Raw genomic sequence first — 15,909 nt, 5'->3', positions numbered from 1 at the left:
ATAACTAAAAAAGGCTGTCCAAATAGACAGCCTTTTTTGATTTTATAATAGTCTTAAACTAATTTACTTTAATCAGTTTGACATTGAAAATAAGAACAGAGCCTCCTCGAATTGGTCCGCTACCGTTGCTTCCATAACCCAGATGAGAAGGAATCAAAAGAACTCCGTTTCCACCTTCTTTAAAAAAGGGAATACCTTCTGTCCAACCTTTTATAACTTGATTCAATCCAAAAGAAATACCTTCTGCTTTACTTTCATCAAAAACATTTCCATTAGTAAAATACCCTTTGTACGCTACCGTAACATTAGAGGAGGCTGTTGGTTGAGCGCCAGTTCCTGCTTCACTAATCACATAATACAAACCTGAATCGGTTTTTGTGGCAGTTAATTTATTTTTGGCAATATAATCCACGATTTCTTTTTCATTTTGAACCGTGTAATCAACAGGTTTAGATGCTTCATTATCCGATAAACAAGAAACAAATAATAAAGAAACTAATGCTAATAAAGTAGATTTCATAATTTAATTTAAATGTTAAGGCTGCAAATATAGTAATTCAAGTAAAGCCTTTTATAAAAATCATTTTACACCAAAAATCTGGACGTCATCTACCTGAAAAGCACCATCCAAAGCTAGGTTTTTTCCGGAACCGGTATACTTAAAAGCAAGGTTGATCTTACCTTTATAAGAAGACAAATCTACTCCACCACTTCCTATAAATTGATGCCAAGGCGTTGCTTGTTTGGGCAGATTAATAACGAGCGGAATCCAAGTGGTAGTTGTTACGTTCAATCCGTCAAAATTAGTAGAAACATACACTTCCAGAGAATTCAACTGGGAATCGACGTCTAAATGATGCTGGGCCGTTCTAAAAGTCAAGACTTCTTTCGTGTGAACGTCCATATCTATTTTTGGCGAAATCAGCCAAGCCACATTAGAAGCTACTTTTGTTCCTGAAATATTAAATTCGGCGTACCCGTTTCCGGAATAGACTATGCCTTTCCAGAAAAGGGCTCCTTTCTCCACCATATTGAACCATCCTGGTAGACTTAAGTTCGATTTGTCAACTACCGTTTCAAAATCTTCAGAGAAGAACGGAACCTCTCTACTTCCCGTCATCACCACATCTTTTTCGGAACGCGGTAATAATTGGTAATCCGTTCCATATTTCGTTAAAATTCCCCTCACTTTTCCACTTCCGTTGGGAATTACTTTACTTGAAAAATCAGAAAAACTACTGGTTCTAAAATAGATTTTATTTCCCAACTTATCCATTAAACCCCAATTTGTCGCTCCACCCACATTATTGGTTTCTTCAAAATAATGACGTCCTATTGCACCCGCTGTAAATTGAACATCGGACACTTCGACCAAGGTATTCAAATTCGAATCATTCAACAATTCGGACATTGTTAAGGACCGAATCAAAACCGCTTCCTTTACCGTTGTACAAGAAGCGTTGAGCACTTTTTTATATTCATTTTGTGAAAGGCGCCCTACTCCACCTTCATTATAGGAATTCACAAATAGGCTCCCAAGGCGCATGCCGCCAAACGAGATATCCGTATATTGGTCCTTCAGCTTAATATATACTTTATTGCCCAATCGGTAATCAATGTACAAATTTGTAGCATCTATGGGTACACTAAACCCCTGGGCTGGTGTTGTGGCTGTTGCCAAAGTTTGAAAAGAAATCGACTTAAAAAAATTTCCCGATTCATCGCTGGAAACTACATACGCCTCAATAACATCATCGTACTTGTATTGCGTTACAATGGCATTTGCAGTAGCGCGCACTTCGCTGATGGTTGTATTAGTCACTAAATCCGGTTGTGTACAAATAAGTTTTGGAGCAGCAACCTCATCCGTTACACAACTACCAAATGTGATTGTCAACAGCAATAATAAAAAGGATTTGTAAAATGCTAGTTTCATTTACTTTAATTTATAGATTGATATAAAGATTTACGAAATACGTTCTGCCGTATCCGTAGAAATATTTTGGACCAAAAGAAGGTGTGCCGCTGGAAACATCTTGATTGATTTGCCTGAAATTAGCATTTCGGGCTTGTTCGTAGCCACCGGTTTTATAGGAAACATCAAGTACGTTATTGATACTGGCAAAAATCCCAACATTCTTTCCATAAATGCGCCATGATTTTCCACCCACGAGATTTAATAACATTGTAGGGTCAAATTCTTCTTGTTTTAATAGTGTTGCTGCCCGTTCTTCCGTAGCCTCCGGAAAATTAAAACCGCTTGCGGGATTTTTATAAAATATTTCGGTTCTGGAAATGGGAGAAACATCACTATAACTATTGGTGAGGTAATTTACATTAGCACTAATCCACCAATATTTTGGATCTCGATATTCAATTCCCACGGAATAGGCGCGTTGTGGCATTCCTGCTTGTTTGTGATTTTTGAGTGCAGCCTTTCCAAAATCAAAAACAGGTCTAGTGTTTTCTAAGGAAGCCTCGGCATCATTTGTCAACGTCACTTTTGGATTACTGTCAAAAGTATATTCGCCAAAAGCCGCTGAAAAAGTAGTTTTAAAAGTTTGGCTTAATTGATATTCTAAACTGAATTCGGCACCAATATTCTTCTTATTCAGCTGAGTTAAGGTTTGACTGACAAAAGCATCGGTGTTTAAATAACCCGCTCCGTCATCAAAAATTCCCTCAGCATAAAAAAAGGAAATTTGAGTCGCGTTTTTAATTAGCGCATAATAGGCCGTCAATCGGGCTTTCAGTTTTGGGGAGCGATAGACATAACTGGCGTCCAAACTGCTAATATTCTCACTTTCGAGTCCGTCTACAATCGAATTATTCAGTCGGGAATTAGCAAACGTATTTCTCAAAGAAGGTGCTTTGGTCAAATGTGCCGCATTAAAAGTCATCAACTGTTTGCCGGATATTTTGAAGTTGATTCCGGCTTTGAAGCCAAAATTTTCGAAGACCGCCTTTTCACTTTGCCCGAAGGAATTGGTTTCGTAGATTCCGTTTTTGTACAAACCTTCTCTTTGATAATTGGCAGTTGAAAAATTCTGAGCCAGATAAAAATCTACTTTATTGTAGCTCAATTTAAATTGGGTAAACGCTTCTAAAGTAGTAGCAAAATAATTATAGTTGTATCCGTACGTATCTCCAACAACTACTTGACGGTCGGGATGATTCAAATCAGACTGGGATTGATTTCCGCTGTAAAAAGCGTCGATGTCTTCAAAATAAGAACCGCCAAGCAAGTCCAACAATTTTTGAGAATTATGTGATTTCAATTTTTTGAATGATGCTCCGGCATTCAGATAGATATTTTCTGACAGTTGCGCACTCAAATTTGTTGTGGCAACCGCCATTTGGTCTTCTACTTGATCTTCGTATAAAACGTACTTGCTTTTTTCAGGTTCATAACCCGTAATCGTTCCATTGGAATCAAAAACTGGCTTTTGATTGGCTTGGTACAAAGCCGTCCAATCGATTCGCAAATGGGCTAAAAATTCTGTTTTACTTTTGGCTGCATTTTCATAATCCGGAGTAAATGCTCCCGAGAATTCTCCGTTATCCGGTGCGTAAAGCGAGCTGTAATAACTGGGCAAATTTCGATAATAGGTTGGATCCGGACTATTCGCATTTTGATAATCGATGTTGCTGTTGGCAATTTTTCCAAATTGATACATCACACTAGAATTCAGATTGGTCTTATCATTAATTTTATAATAATGATTCAACATTATCGTTGGTTCTGCAATGGTTTTCATACGGGCATTCCTTTTTTTACCGCCTTGAAAACCCCAATACGAATTGTATTTTACGTTTGTCAATTGCGTGACTTCGGCAGTGTTCGGAGAATTTTTGGCTCTGGAATTGGGTGTGTACAGTGCCGTTAAGTTGAAGGAATGCTTCTCGGTTACCTTTTTTTCGAGGCTTATAAAAAAGGAATTCGCATCATAATTTGTCCCTTCAAAATAGCCTTCTTGCGCCCAGCGCTTGCCTACCGAGACCACAAAAGCCCAACCACGGGTATTCATCCCGGAAGCATGCGTTGCCATGGTACGCCAGCTGTAATTGGTATTGGTTGTTGAAAATGAGATTCGGGAACCGGGTCTGTAAATTGAAGCCCGTGTGTTAATTTCTTGAGTACCTAAAATTCCACCAAACGTATAATCCGAAGGCGCTGTTCCGAGTGTAAATTCCTGATTGCGTAGCGCATCATTTAATCCGCCCCATTCCCCCCATTGTGGTCTACCATCATAAATTTTATTCATGGAAACGCCATTGATCATCATCGTGGAGTGCTCGCTGTCTAATCCGCGGACTCTAAAACGGGCTTGTCCCCAATTGAAGGCGGCGGCTTGTAAAAAAGCATCCCGGGAGGATTGCAACAACCCGGAGGTACTTTCGGAACTGCTGTTATCCTCGCCAAAATCACTTTCGATAAGTGTTATTATACTATTTTGCTGTTCTGTAGATTGGTCTTCTTCTAAAATTATAGTTCCTAAATCTAGCATTTGTCCTTGAGTAATTGCTAGAGGATATAGGGACTCTTTGAATCCCTGACTGTGTATCAGAAGCAATATATTTCCAGATGGAACTGCATCAAAACTAAAATTTCCATCTACCGTAGTAAGTTGCATACGATTCGTATTCTGAATACTAATCACTACAAACCCCAACGGATTTTGCGTTTTGGAATCGATGACTTTACCAAAAAATCCCGTGTTATTTTGTGCTATAACGCATCCTATTTGAACGATAAAGAAAAAACAGATGTGAAATTTATTCATATATTTAAATGATGATGATGGTATATCGGTACTGAAATTTGGGTCGATAGGATTTTATTTCCTAGCGAAAAGTTCCACCGTTAAAATTCCTTTACGGTGGAACTAAAAGCATAGAAAGCGTCATCCGAAATGGGACAACAACTTGAAAATAATTAAAATGAATTTTGGAAAAATGGGACGTAAATCCCAAGAGGAATACTTATAAAAAGTGGTATTTGAAATTCTTGATGCTTTATAAATTCTTTATTGAAAGAATAATAATATTAAATATACAAAAAAAATAACATTCAGGTAATTTTAAATAAAAATTTTCTTATAAAATAAAAAAGAAATTATTAGCCCCGATAGAAGCAAGTATCCTTTTTATAAACGCTTTATATTCATAGTTTGGACTTCGAATTAGGTTGCGTTTAAAAAAAGATACTGCGCAGAGCGGGAAGATCTGTTGTTCGGAAAACGAAATGTAGTGCTCCTAAAAACTTCTATTTATTCGATTGCTTTAATTCGGGAAACCATTAATGCGATAAGAATCCCAAAAATACCGATGAATGCGAATGAAAATCTGAGGCTTGATAACTCCGCGATGTAACCAATAATAGGTGGTCCCATAAGAAAACCCAAAAAACTGACACTAGAAACCGTAGTTAGCGCCACGCTAGGAGAAACGTTTGGATTTTTTCCGGCAACGCTGTATACTGTAGGCACTATCGTGGAAACTCCTAATCCGACAAACATAAACGCAATGGTTGCTGGGATTACAAACGGGAAAAATACCGCTGTAAAAAGTCCTGCAGAAATCATGACACCACTAATTTGCAAGACCGTTTTTCGACCAAATTTATGAATAAGACCATCTCCTAAGAATCGTCCTCCTGCCATCATAATCATAAAGGAAGTATATCCTAAAATAACTAATGGACCGGGAGCTTTGATGACATCTTTGAAATACACACCACTCCAGTCAAACATAACCCCTTCGCTGGCCATACAACAAAAACCAATGATGCCTAGCCAAACTAAACCACTATCCGGTTTCGAAAATAATTTCTTCTTTTCGGTTTGAATGGTTTCCTTTGCTTTAATTAAAAATTTATAGTTAAAAGCCATCATCAAAAGAACGATTACGGCAACAATGAGAAAATGAGTGTAAGGGGTCAGCTCAAAAGCTAACATTCCCAATCCTACCAGAGCACCCGTGAATCCTGCAAAACTCCACATCCCATGAAAAGAGGACATAATCGTTTTCTTAAAAAGGACTTCGGTATAAACACCTTGCGTATTTACAGCAATATTAGATAAATTTCCAAAAATTCCAAAGACGAATAAGCCTAAGGACAATTGCCAAGCCTGAACAGCCAGGCCCAAATTTGTCAAACTAAAAACATAAAATAACAGTGAAAACAGTAAGATTTTGTGACTACCAAAACGGGTGACCAATTTACCAGAAAAAGGCATGATGACTAATTGTCCTAATGGTAAGGCAAATAATATAGTTCCTAAATCACCTTCACTCAACTGTAAAGCGGTTTTAATATCCGGAATTCGGCTAGCCCAAGTGGCAAAACACAAACCCATTCCAAAATAGAACGTAGAAACCGCCCAACGGATTCGATTCAAATAGGTAATTTTAGCATTTTTATACGTTTTCTTGTATTTCGCTTTAGTTTTAAATCGGGATATAAAATGGAGATCAATCAAGATGGTTGAATTTGTTGTTTAATGCTCAAAAATACAAAATGCAAGGTTCATTATGTCAAATCAACACAGTTCTCTGAAAAATACAACGTTATTGTTGATAAGAAATCCAGAATATTGGATTTCTTATCAACAATAACGTGAAACTTTATAGCGTCATTCTTTAACTCTTTATACAGACACCTTAAAATTTAAAAAATCAGGAATTCCCCTATATCTCAATTACTTGCTTTTGAGCACTGCTTTGTATAGCGGCTTCAATAATTTGCATAACTCGAATACCATCAGCTGCAGTTACCGGTTCAATAGTATTATTAGTAATTGAATTATAAACACCATCAAAAAAATCATAATAATTCCCTTGAAGTGTAGGTATAATTTCTTGAACAATTACACCCTCAATTTCCGTGTGTAAAAGCCCCCGTTTTTCAATAGATTCCGTTCCCCAAGCCTCTAAGTTTGGTTTCATTCCCAATTTTAATTCGTCTTCCTGTACATCCCCACGCGGTTTTAAAAACGATCCTTTTTTACCATGAATGACATACGCCGGAATGGCTTCTCGGACAAAAAAACCGGCTTTCAATCGGACACGAAAATTAGAGTAATACAATAAAACATCAATATAATCATCAACTAAAGAATGTGCTCTAGTAATGCGAATATCCGCAAAAACAGATTGAGGCGAACCAAATAAACACAAGGCCTGATCAATTAAATGAGGGCCTAAATCTTTCAGAATTCCGGCACCGGGATTAGCCGTTTCTTTGTGTTGCTTTGGACTCAAAACTGGGTTGTAACGATCAAAATGAAATTCCACTCCCACAATATCACCCAGTAGTTTATCTAAAATTATTTTTTGTACGGTTTTAAAATCACTGTCCCATCTTCTATTTTGAAAAACAGCCAATTGCAATCCTTTTTCTCTTGCCAAGGCAGCTAATTCCTGGGCCTGCGCAACAGTTGTCGTGAATGCTTTTTCTACAATAGCATGTTTTCCAGCCAGCAAAACCTTTTTAGTATATTCATAATGAGTTTCCACCGGCGTATTGACTACTACCAAATCAACATCCTCTTCTAATAATTCCTCTATTGTGGCATAGCTTTTCAGTGAAGGATAATCCTGATGGATTACTTTTTTACTTCTTTCCCAAGAACCAAGCAGTTCAAATCCAGGATGAAAATTTAAAAAAGGAGCATGAAATACTTTTCCTGACATTCCATAGGAAAGCAAAGCAGTTTTAATTTTTTGCATAGTATTATTTTATAAAATACGAATTTATACTTTTTAATCTTAAAACTTATATTCGAATTTTAACCCCAAAAGGAATATAAATTCATTGAAGAGATAGGCTTTGTTATTTAAGTTTAGCCCTTTCATATTGTTTTGGCCATTGGATATCCGCCTGAAGTTCCTCGGCAAATTTCAATCCCAAATTTGGATTTCTAAGGGATTCTCTAGCGAATAATACTAAATCGGCTTTACCTGAAGCAACAATTTCCTCGGCTTGAGCGACTTCGGTAATTAAACCAACTGCGCCAGTGAGGATTCCGGTATCCTTTTTGATACTTTCCGCAAAAGGAACTTGGTACTTTGGACCCAACGGAATTTGTTGGTGCGAGACTAATCCACCTGAAGAAACATCGATTAAATCCACTCCTTTTTCTTTTAATATTTTCGAAAGCTGTACCGATTCCTCCAAGTTCCATCCGCCTTCTGCCCAATCTGTAGCCGAAATTCTAACAAATAAAGGCAAGTTTTCGGGCCATTCTGATTGAACAGATTCTACTACATCAAGTGTCAAACGGATTCGATTTTCGAAACTTCCACCGTAAGCATCCGTTCTAAAATTGGACAAAGGCGAAAGAAACTGATGCAACAAATAACCATGTGCTGCATGGATTTCCATCACCTGAAAACCCGCTTGAACCGCTCTTTTTGTGGCTGATTTAAAGTCGGAAATAACTTTTTGAATTCCACTTTCATCTAATACAACAGGTGGTTCTTCTGTATGGTGATACGCAACAGCGCTTGGCGCTACAGTTTCCCAACCGCCTTGGGTATCGTCTAACTTTTTTCCTCCTTCCCAGGGAGCAGCCGCACTTGCTTTTCTTCCAGCATGGGCCAATTGGACTCCTGGAACCGATTTTTGATTGACAATAAAACGATTAATTTGCTGCATTTTTTCAATTTGTTCGTCTTTCCAAAGTCCTAAATCACCTGGAGAAATTCTGCCTTCGGGAGAAACTGAAGTCGCTTCCTGAATGATTAATCCCGCTCCTCCGGAAGCACGGCTGCCTAAATGTACCAGGTGCCAGTCATTGGCAAAACCATCTTGTGCAGAATATTGGCACATGGGAGAGATTGCAATTCTATTTTTGAACGTGATGCTCTTTATTTGGAGTGGTGAAAATAATTGAGATAGCATAGTATAAATTTAAGTGTATTAATTTGAATGAAGATAAATAGAATTTTATTTGAAAAAAGTAAAGTTAAGGGACAGCAACGAAAGGAGAGATTGAATTTCCATTAATTAACAAACATTTAAAGTCTTATGGAACAATATTTGCAAATTAAACAAATAGAAAACCTTACTTTTGTGAGTTGTAAAAGAACTAAAATTAAAAAATGGACATAGTTATCAAGCTTTCTCAATTTTTATTGAGCTTATCATTACTTATTATACTTCACGAATTAGGACATTTTATTCCTGCTAAATTGTTTAAAACCAGAGTCGAAAAATTTTATTTGTTTTTTGATGTTAAATATTCCCTTATAAAAAAGAAAATTGGCGAAACCGAATACGGTATCGGTTGGTTGCCTTTGGGCGGTTATGTAAAAATTTCCGGAATGATTGACGAAAGCATGGACAAAGAACAAATGGCTTTACCTCCACAACCATGGGAATTTCGTTCTAAACCGGCATGGCAACGTTTGATTATTATGTTGGGTGGCGTTACTGTGAATTTCATTTTGGCTTTTATCATTTATATTGGAATGGCATTTGTTTATGGTGATACTTATGTTGCTAATGCAGATTTAAAAGACGGTTTATTAGTAGAAAACAAAGCCATGCAAAACGTGGGGTTTAAAACTGGTGATCGCATCGTATCTGTAGATGGTGAAAAAATCGTAAAATTTGATAATGACCTTACTATGAAAGTTATCATGGCAAAAGAGGTACTTATTCAGAGAAATGGAGCCGAAGAAGCTATCAAAATGCCCAATGATTTTGTGGATCAATTATCCAAACAGGAAAAAAGTGTGCTACTGGATATCCGAACGCCATTTGTAGTGGGAGCAGTTTCTCCAGATTCTAAAAACACGGCTCTGCAACCAAAGGATATCATCGTTTCGCTCAACGGACAACTTACCAAATATTTTGATCAAGCTAAAACGGTTTTGGAGAACAACAAAAACAAAACGATTATAGCTACTGTTTCAAGAGATCAAAAAGAAATTCAAATACCAGTTATAGTTTCTAATGATGGTAAATTAGGTATCGGTATTGGACAATTAAGCATGACTTCGCTTGAAAAATTAGGATACTATAAAATCAGCAAACAGGAATTTGGCTTTTTAGAATCCATTCCAGTAGGAATTACAAAAGGGAAAGATCAATTAGTAGGGTACGGAAAACAATTAAAAATGATTTTTAGCCCAAGTACCGGTGCTTACAAACAAGTAGGTGGCTTTAAGGCTATTTTTGATATTTTTCCTAATACATGGAGCTGGGAAGTTTTCTGGAACATCACCGCCTTGTTATCTATCATGCTTGGTGTAATGAACTTATTGCCTATTCCAGCACTTGATGGAGGCCATGTAATGTTTTTATTATATGAAATCATTAGTGGAAAAAAACCAAGTGATAAATTCCTTGAGAATGCTCAAATGGTTGGTTTTGTATTACTTATAACGCTGTTGTTATTCGCTAATGGAAACGACATTTACAAGGCAATTGTAGGGAAGTAAAAAAAAATGAAAAAAGTTTAAATTTTGTTTGCAAAAAACAAATTAAGCCCTATATTTGCACCGCTTTAGAAGTGAAACACACATCACTAATAAACACCTAAAAACGTTCATTCAATACTAGAATAAGACATACAGTTTCCTTCTTAGCTCAGTTGGTTAGAGCATCTGACTGTTAATCAGAGGGTCCTTGGTTCGAGCCCAAGAGAGGGAGCTTTTTAAAAAGACTTTACAGTGATGTAAGGTCTTTTTTGTTTTTAGGCAGTAATGAAAGCGGGACTTCATGGTGATTCAGTAGAGAAGAGAGATCTAAAGAGTCGAAGAAAATACCCGATAGAAAATTCGCTAGAAAGTAACCGACCCCGCTACTTTTTTTAAAAACCGAATCCGCACAAGAAAAGGGATTCAAAACTACATGTTTTGAATCCCTTTTCTTATGCGTTAGATTTTATTAAATAGATTAAGGAATCAGCCGATCTACACGAAGCTGTTCAAACAAATCGTAAAAGGAGTCTTCCGTTTTTTGAAAAACCGTAAAGCCGAGGGTACGACTTTTAGACATATCAGTCATTACCTCTATTGGACGTCCTAAATCAAGATCGGTATGCCACGGAGAGGCCAATTTAGTTATGTCACACTCTTCAAGACCATGTTGAACGGAAATTTCTCTCCAAACCAGAGCTTCCTCTTTCATTTGTTCCTCAAGAGAATGAATCGTGCCGTCATAGCCTAATGCTTCAATACCAAATGATGTCGCTAATTTTTTCCAAAGCCATTTCCAGCGAAAAAAATCGCCATTGACAACGTTGAATGCTTCGTTACGAGCCGCTTCTGTAGTGGAAGCCCATATTAAATGTTCTGCCAATACTCTAGCATCCGTAACATCTGAAAGTCCATCCCATTGTGCAGCTGAACCTGGCCACTGAAATGGTTTTCCTGTTTCTTTACAAATGCTGGCATACACCGCAAGCGTGGTGCCAAGATTCATTAAATTACCTACCGCTTTCCCTATAACCGTATGCGGGCGGTGGATGCTCCATGTAAAACCATCTCGCGCAGCAGCGGCGTACACTTCATCTTCCTGGGCATAATAAAAGTTTTCTATGTCTAGACGCGGTTGCTCTTCTCTAAGTGGTGTTTCGGGCAAAAATCCTTCTTTGGCATACGCCTCAAACGGTCCAAGATAATGTTTCAGTCCGGTAACAAGCGCTACGTGTTGCACTGATTTTTTAGAAGATAATGCTTCGAGAAGATTTCTAACCATTAGGCCATTTACACGTATGTTTTCGGCTTCAGAATCTTGGCGCATCCAACTTGTAATGTAAATGTGTGTGGGAGAAATATCTTTTAAAGCTATTTTTAAATGCTCCAAATCCAAAAGATCTGCAGCAACCGGCTGAAGATTTCCTATATCTTTTCGTGGGTTTCTAGCTAAACCAAAAGTGGTCCAGCCTTTAGCAATAAGTCTTTCTGCGAGATTACTGCCTGTTATTCCAGTCGCTCCAACTACTAACGCTATATTTTCCATAATTCTATTTTAAAATTTTATAAAGTACAAAATTCGAAAACATTCTATAGAGTATAAAGGACATACCTCACATATAATTTGTGATCTATATCACATCAATGCGACAGCCTACTTAATGTTTCTCTTGAAATACCAAGGTAAGACGCTATCAAGGTTTTAGGAATACGGTGAATCAAATCTGGATATAATTGGATAAATTGCGTGTACCGTTCCTCAGAATTCTTGCTCATTAGTGACAGGATTCGGTTTTGAAGCGCAATATTACCGGCAGTCATTTTTTGCAAAAAGAAGAATTGCATTTTCTGTAACTCGGCACACAATTTTTCTCTGTTACCAAGAGTAATGTAATAGGTTTGTGCATCTTCTAAACAGTCAATATTGAGCGTGGCATTCTGTTCATTATAAAAACCCTGATTATCGGTGATCCACCAGTCTTCCATGGCAAATTGCAAAATATGATTCTTGCCCGATTTGTCAATATAAAAAGATTTCAACAGCCCTTTTACAACAAAATGAACATACGGAACAGGATTTTGCTGCTGAATAATATATTGATGTTTTTTATAGTTACCAACCGAAAAGTGAGAAAGTACAAATTGAAATTCATCATCTGTTAATGGTACAATTTTCTCTATTTGTTGTCTTAAAATTTCTTCCATAACTCCATGTGTTATTACCGGGATAAAAATACGATTAAAAAAGAATGATTAAAAATCTTTACAATCGCAAACATAAATAACAGAAAATTTTTGTACAATTTTTTGATCAAATTGAAAACTACATTCTCGGTTATTTTATTTTAATAAAACTGCGAATCTTGTGCATTCAGGAGAATCCATTTTTTATCACTATTCAGTTTAAAGGTCCCAATATGTTCCTTGTTCCATTCATTAGGCCCTATCAATGAAAGAAAATTTACGCCTGTGGCATCTCTGTACAAATGATAAATTTCACCAATAACAGGCTCAAATGAAAATTTAGCGCTGTACACTAATTCATTCCATTCGTATTCTTGCATCAACTTTTCATATTGGATCTTGAGTTCGTTAAACTTATTTCCAAGCTCTTTATTCACATTGTCAATCCCTCTACTTTTCCAAGAAACCACATCGTCAACCCTGATTACCGGGGCTCCAACATTGGTAGCGTAAGGCAATACATTCGCATTAAAACCTTTTTCAACTGAATAGACTACATTATCTGGTTTTTTATTTTTCATCAAATTTTAATTTATTTTTTCCAATTACGTACTAAGGAATAAATCACTACCGTTTCATTTATAATTTTCACAATAAGTTTAAAATGTTTATTGCTGAAACACTTTTCTATGTTTATCGATATTTTGTTTAATAATTTTTATACAAAGTTAAACAAATAATTCAAGTTGCCAGTACAATTAAACTTTTGAATGGCGATAATTAATTTTGTCTAAACTTCTTATTCCCAAACTAAAAAAAATATTTTTTTTCAATGTGTCGTAACAACACATTTATTTTTTACATTTGGAAGACTATAAAAAGCTATCAGACTGATAAATAAACCATCATGAAATCAAAAATCCTTATTCTCCCTTCTCTGCTATTAGTAGTTTTCTCTTTAAAAGCGCAAACCAAATGGACCGAAACGATTAAAGACTCTCATACTATTATTCAAAATAAAGGAGGACAAACATTAGGCTATTCGCCAAAATCAGGTATTATAATCATCCAAATAGACGGTTTGGCTTTTAAAGACCTTAACAGAAATGGGAAATTAGATATTTATGAAGATTGGAGAAAACCGGTAGCAGAACGGGCCAAAGATCTTGCCTCTAAAATGACGGTAGAGCAAATGGCCGGATTAATGTTATACAGCAGGCATCAGGCTATTCCTGCACAGGAAGCCGGAATGTTTGCCGGGACGTATAGTGAAAAACCATTTTCTAAAAGTGGTGCAAAATCATCTGATTTGTCTGATCAGCAAATTGCATTTTTAACCAAAGACAATTTGCGTCATGTGCTTATGACTTCAGTTGAAAGCCCTATAATTGCGGCAACATGGAGTAATAACATACAAGCTTTAGTCGAAGGAATTGGAATGGGTATTCCTGCTAATAACAGTTCTGATCCAAGAAATGGAGCCAATAAAGATGCCGAATACAATGCGGGTTCCGGTGGAGCTATTTCACAATGGCCTGAGGAATTAGGGTTAGCTGCTACTTTTGATGCCACAATTACAGAACAATTTGGTGCTATTGCGGCCAAAGAATACCGAGCCATGGGAATCACCACTGCGTTATCGCCACAAATTGATTTGGCAACTGAACCAAGATGGAATCGGTTTGTGGGTACTTTTGGGGAAGACCCAAAACTTGCAACTGATATGGCAAGAGCTTATGTAGACGGATTTCAATCATCTCCAAAACCGATTGCTGCGTATAAAGGATGGGGAAATCAAAGTGTCAACGCTATGGTCAAACACTGGCCAAGCGGGGGTCCTGAAGAAGGAGGTCGTGATGGACATTTTGCCTATGGGAAATTTGCCGTCTATCCTGGTAATAATTTTAAGACTCATTTAAAACCATTTTTAAATGGAGCTTTTCAATTAAAAGGAGCCACTAAAAAAGCATCCGCAGTGATGCCGTATTATACAATTTCATATGGTCAGGATAAAAAATACGGTGAGAATGTCGGAAACGGTTTTAGTAAGTACATCATTACTGATTTATTAAGAAACCAATACCATTATGATGGAGTAGTTTGTACTGATTGGCTGATAACAGCCGATGAAGGACCTAAACCAGATATTTTCGCAGGAAAATCTTGGGGTGTTGAAAAATTAAGTGTTGCCGAAAGACATTATAAAGTGTTGATGGCGGGAGTGGATCAATTTGGCGGAAACAATGATATCAATCCAGTACTTGAAGCGTACCAAATGGGTATAAAAGAACATGGTAAACCATTTATGCGCAAGCGTTTTGAGCAATCAGCGGTTCGGTTGCTTTTGAATATTTTCAGAGTCGGATTGTTTGAAAATCCCTATTTAGATCCTACTGAAACCAAAGCTATTGTAGGAAAATCTGATTTTATGAAGGCCGGATATGACGCGCAATTGAAATCTGTTGTGATGATTAAAAATAATAATAAAACTTTACCGATTCAAAAAGGGAAAACAGTATACGTTCCAAAAAGAGTGACTCCGGCGGGAATCAACTTTTTTGGTCAGCCCTCTCCTGAAAAAATTGAATATCCGGTAAGTTTAGAATTGATTAAAAAGTATTACACGGTAACGGATGACCCGACTAGAGCGGATTTTGCTATTGTATTCATCAAAAGTCCTATCAGTGGTGGTTACAGCAGAGCTGACAGAGAAGCTGTTGAAAATGGATATGTACCCATAAGTTTGCAATTAAAAGACTATACCGCTACAGAGACAAGGGCGAAAAGTATTGCTGCAGGAGATCCAGTGATTGACCCCACGATTACCAACCGTTCGTATTTAAATAAAACGTCAAAATCAAACTCTTACCCAGATTTAAACACTATTCTGGAAACTAAAAAGGCGATGAACGGAAAGCCGGTATTGGTTTCTGTGAATATTTCTAATCCCATGGTTTTTGGGGAATTTGAAAAAGAAGTCGATGCTATCGTGGGAGAATTTGGCGTACAACTTGAAGCCTTACTAGATGTTGTTTCGGGTAAAACAGAACCTTCCGGATTATTGCCATTGCAAATGCCATTGAACATGACAACTGTTGAAAAACAATTGGAAGATGTTCCACACGACATGACTCCCTACAAAGATACTACTGGAAATGTATATGATTTTGGTTTTGGACTAAACTGGAAAGGAGTCATCAAAGACGCCAGAACTGCAAAATACAAAGTCAAGAAATAAATATAAGTCACTTAAACCATCTAAATTTTAGGTGGTTTTTTTAGATTTAATTTAAATCT

General features: G+C 36.9%; 11 protein-coding genes and 1 tRNA gene. 3 read left to right on the top strand and 9 right to left on the bottom strand.

What is annotated here, in order from left to right; all coding sequences use genetic code 11:
* Positions 1 to 58: 58 nt before the first annotated feature.
* The 6 genes from ACNQF9_RS04720 to ACNQF9_RS04695 form a co-directional block, all read right to left on the bottom strand.
* Entirely contained in the window at positions 59 to 520 is a 462-nt protein-coding gene (locus tag ACNQF9_RS04720) for an FKBP-type peptidyl-prolyl cis-trans isomerase (RefSeq protein WP_417959086.1), read from the bottom strand.
* A gap of 60 nt (positions 521 to 580) precedes the next feature.
* On the bottom strand, positions 581 to 1,936 hold the full coding sequence (locus ACNQF9_RS04715; RefSeq protein WP_417959085.1) for a DUF5689 domain-containing protein: 1,356 nt from the start codon (positions 1,934 to 1,936) through the stop codon (positions 581 to 583).
* 10 nt (positions 1,937 to 1,946) lie between these two features.
* Positions 1,947 to 4,784, bottom strand: a complete 2,838-nt coding sequence (locus ACNQF9_RS04710) for a carboxypeptidase-like regulatory domain-containing protein (RefSeq protein WP_417989725.1) — start codon at positions 4,782 to 4,784, stop codon at positions 1,947 to 1,949.
* 486 nt (positions 4,785 to 5,270) lie between these two features.
* Positions 5,271 to 6,482 (bottom strand): MFS transporter, encoded by a 1,212-nt coding sequence (locus ACNQF9_RS04705; RefSeq protein ID WP_417959083.1) that lies wholly within the window; start codon positions 6,480 to 6,482, stop codon positions 5,271 to 5,273.
* A gap of 208 nt (positions 6,483 to 6,690) precedes the next feature.
* Complete coding sequence (locus tag ACNQF9_RS04700) at positions 6,691 to 7,731, bottom strand: Gfo/Idh/MocA family oxidoreductase (protein WP_417959082.1); 1,041 nt, start codon at positions 7,729 to 7,731, stop codon at positions 6,691 to 6,693.
* A gap of 103 nt (positions 7,732 to 7,834) precedes the next feature.
* Positions 7,835 to 8,905: an NADH:flavin oxidoreductase/NADH oxidase gene (locus ACNQF9_RS04695; protein ID WP_417959081.1), complete on the bottom strand. Its 1,071-nt coding sequence runs from the start codon at positions 8,903 to 8,905 to the stop codon at positions 7,835 to 7,837.
* 200 nt (positions 8,906 to 9,105) lie between these two features.
* On the opposite strand from ACNQF9_RS04695, the gene rseP reads away from it, so the two are divergent.
* Positions 9,106 to 10,449 carry an RIP metalloprotease RseP gene (rseP, locus tag ACNQF9_RS04690; protein WP_417959080.1) on the top strand — a complete coding sequence of 448 codons (1,344 nt, stop codon included), beginning with the start codon at positions 9,106 to 9,108 and terminating at the stop codon, positions 10,447 to 10,449.
* Between the two features lie 137 nt (positions 10,450 to 10,586).
* Positions 10,587 to 10,660 (top strand) — tRNA-Asn (locus ACNQF9_RS04685).
* A 246-nt stretch (positions 10,661 to 10,906) separates the two neighbouring features.
* Here ACNQF9_RS04685 and ACNQF9_RS04680 read toward each other — a convergent pair.
* From ACNQF9_RS04680 to ACNQF9_RS04670, 3 genes are all read right to left on the bottom strand, one after another.
* Complete coding sequence (locus tag ACNQF9_RS04680) at positions 10,907 to 11,974, bottom strand: SDR family oxidoreductase (protein ID WP_417959079.1); 1,068 nt, start codon at positions 11,972 to 11,974, stop codon at positions 10,907 to 10,909.
* Between the two features lie 95 nt (positions 11,975 to 12,069).
* Complete coding sequence (locus ACNQF9_RS04675; protein ID WP_417959078.1) at positions 12,070 to 12,633, bottom strand: Crp/Fnr family transcriptional regulator; 564 nt, start codon at positions 12,631 to 12,633, stop codon at positions 12,070 to 12,072.
* Between the two features lie 140 nt (positions 12,634 to 12,773).
* Complete coding sequence (locus ACNQF9_RS04670) at positions 12,774 to 13,193, bottom strand: DUF2452 domain-containing protein (protein WP_417959077.1); 420 nt, start codon at positions 13,191 to 13,193, stop codon at positions 12,774 to 12,776.
* A 326-nt stretch (positions 13,194 to 13,519) separates the two neighbouring features.
* On the opposite strand from ACNQF9_RS04670, the gene ACNQF9_RS04665 reads away from it, so the two are divergent.
* Positions 13,520 to 15,850, top strand: a complete 2,331-nt coding sequence (locus ACNQF9_RS04665; protein WP_417959076.1) for a glycoside hydrolase family 3 protein — start codon at positions 13,520 to 13,522, stop codon at positions 15,848 to 15,850.
* Positions 15,851 to 15,909: the final 59 nt, after the last annotated feature.

Source organism: Flavobacterium amylolyticum (genome assembly GCF_048284335.1).
Lineage (GTDB): Bacteria > Bacteroidota > Bacteroidia > Flavobacteriales > Flavobacteriaceae > Flavobacterium.
Note: the sequence above shows the minus strand (reverse complement) of the source record. Positions and strands in the feature narration are given on the sequence as shown.

Excerpts from the sequence above, each read along its gene's own strand:
- ACNQF9_RS04700 (WP_417959082.1), bottom strand. The coding sequence starts at position 7,731 with ATGCAAAAAATTAAAACTGCTTTGCTTTCCTATGGAATGTCAGGAAAA.
- ACNQF9_RS04680 (WP_417959079.1), bottom strand. The coding sequence starts at position 11,974 with ATGGAAAATATAGCGTTAGTAGTTGGAGCGACTGGAATAACAGGCAGT.
- rseP (WP_417959080.1), top strand. The coding sequence starts at position 9,106 with ATGGACATAGTTATCAAGCTTTCTCAATTTTTATTGAGCTTATCATTA.
- ACNQF9_RS04670 (WP_417959077.1), bottom strand. The coding sequence starts at position 13,193 with ATGAAAAATAAAAAACCAGATAATGTAGTCTATTCAGTTGAAAAAGGT.
- ACNQF9_RS04715 (WP_417959085.1), bottom strand. The coding sequence starts at position 1,936 with ATGAAACTAGCATTTTACAAATCCTTTTTATTATTGCTGTTGACAATC.
- ACNQF9_RS04720 (WP_417959086.1), bottom strand. The coding sequence starts at position 520 with ATGAAATCTACTTTATTAGCATTAGTTTCTTTATTATTTGTTTCTTGT.
- ACNQF9_RS04675 (WP_417959078.1), bottom strand. The coding sequence starts at position 12,633 with ATGGAAGAAATTTTAAGACAACAAATAGAGAAAATTGTACCATTAACA.
- ACNQF9_RS04695 (WP_417959081.1), bottom strand. The coding sequence starts at position 8,905 with ATGCTATCTCAATTATTTTCACCACTCCAAATAAAGAGCATCACGTTC.
- ACNQF9_RS04665 (WP_417959076.1), top strand. The coding sequence starts at position 13,520 with ATGAAATCAAAAATCCTTATTCTCCCTTCTCTGCTATTAGTAGTTTTC.
- ACNQF9_RS04710 (WP_417989725.1), bottom strand. The coding sequence starts at position 4,784 with ATGAATAAATTTCACATCTGTTTTTTCTTTATCGTTCAAATAGGATGC.